The organism is Microbacterium sp. B19 (genome assembly GCF_000333395.1).
GTDB lineage: Bacteria > Actinomycetota > Actinomycetes > Actinomycetales > Microbacteriaceae > Microbacterium.
On the sequence record NZ_BADA01000353.1, the window covers coordinates 1 to 1,581 of the forward strand.

Annotated in this window: 1 protein-coding gene and 2 pseudogenes; 2 read left to right on the plus strand and 1 reads right to left on the minus strand. The window is 72.9% G+C overall.

The annotated features are described in order from the left end of the window. Positions 1 to 660: pseudogene (locus I5G_RS12605) on the plus strand (class I tRNA ligase family protein); the annotation flags it as partial. A 63-nt stretch (positions 661 to 723) separates the two neighbouring features. Here I5G_RS12605 and I5G_RS12610 read toward each other — a convergent pair. After that, positions 724 to 1,224, minus strand: coding sequence for a DUF2087 domain-containing protein (locus I5G_RS12610; protein WP_022879381.1), 501 nt, complete (start codon positions 1,222 to 1,224; stop codon positions 724 to 726). A gap of 108 nt (positions 1,225 to 1,332) precedes the next feature. Here I5G_RS12610 and I5G_RS22295 point away from each other — a divergent pair. Next, a pseudogene (locus tag I5G_RS22295) lies at positions 1,333 to 1,581 on the plus strand (hypothetical protein); the annotation flags it as partial.

Consider the following 1,581-nt stretch of genomic DNA (forward strand, 5'->3'; position numbering starts at 1 on the left):
CGCCCACGGCGCTGACGCGCTGCGCGTCGCGCTGCCCTTGCCGGCCCGGTGGAGGACGACAAGGACTGGAACGACCTCTCGACCACGGGCGCGGCGAAGTTCCTCGCGCGGGCGCTCCGCATCGCGCACGACGTGGACAGCGCGACCGACGTGGTGTGGGCCGAGGGCGACGCGTCGCTCCGCCGTGTGACGCACCGGCTCCTCGCCGAGGCGCCGGGCTTGGTCGAGCAGACGAAGTTCAACGTCGTCGTCGCCCGCCTCATGGAGCTGGTCAACGCCACCCGTAAAGCCATCGATGGCTCCGCCGGTGCGAGCGACCCCGCCGTCCGCGAGGCCGCCGAGGTCATCGCGATGACCCTCGACCTCTTCGCCCCGCACACCGCCGAGGAGATGTGGCAGACGCTGGGCTACGACGGCTTCGTCGGCCTCGTGACCTGGCGCCAGGCCGACCCGACGCTGCTCGTGGAGGACACGGTCACCGCCGTCGTGCAGATCGACGGCAAGGTCCGCGGCACGATCGAGGTCTCGGCCAAGATCGGCGCCGACGCGCTCGAGGCCGCCGCCAGAGCCGACGAGAAGGTGCGCCGGGCGCTCGGCGACCGCGAGATCGTGCGCGCGGTCGTGCGTCCCCCGAAGGTGGTCAGCTTCTCGACGAAGTAGTTCTTCGTTCCGGATGCCACGTCCCCGGCGCTTCGCGGAGCGTGGGGGCGTGGCATCCGTCGTTCACGGACGAGCCAGGGCGTACTCCGTGCCGGAGCGCGTGCGTTCGATGAGGCCCTCGTCGACCAGGTAGCGGCGGATCGCGGCGACGTCGTCGACGATCGCGCTGAGCCGCTCGTTGATCTCGGGTTCGGTGAGGCGCTCGCCCCCGGTGAGGATCCGGGATGCCACGGTTGCCAGGACTTCGCGCCGATCTCCGGCGCGAGAGGGATAGTCCGTGAGTCGGCCATCGGTGAAGAATCTGTCGACGCCCGTCGGACGCGCGGGGCGTGGCGCGACTGCGAGAGCGTCAGCGAAGACCGAGGGAGAGACGGCGTACCCGTCTGCGGTCTCGACGAGGAGACCGGCCGACGTGAGCGCCGCCGTGACGCGGCGGGCGCGGGACGGGGCGAGCCCCGCGAGGACCGGGGCGATCGGTTCGCCGAGGACGGCGTGCGCGTAGACCACGCGGGCGGAGTCGTCGGAGAGGGCGGCGAGGATCGCCCGCCAGGCGTTCTCGTTCATCGCTCCAGGGTAGGCGCCGGTCCTCCCCAGCGGCCCGACCGTGCCGGTTGTCCACCGTTCGCGGGTTGGCGCCCGCGCGCGCTCTCCGGGACTTCGTAACGTGCTGGCGTGACGATCGATCCCGACCCGCCCGCGGAACGGCTCTCTCCGCGTCGGCGCCTGGGGGTCGGCGCGGTCATCGTGCTCGTGCTGCTGGCGTTCGCGGTGACGGTGGGGATCGGGATCTTCCGCGGAGCCACGGGCGCCGAGACGGTGACGGCGGAACCGACGCCGAGCGGGCGCGTGAGCGCGGCCACGGGTGCGGCGGTGCCCGACAGGTCGCGGGGGCGGTCCGCGCCGCGGGCCTCACCGGCTCGA

Excerpts from the sequence above, each read along its gene's own strand:
- I5G_RS12610 (WP_022879381.1), bottom strand. The coding sequence starts at position 1,224 with ATGAACGAGAACGCCTGGCGGGCGATCCTCGCCGCCCTCTCCGACGAC.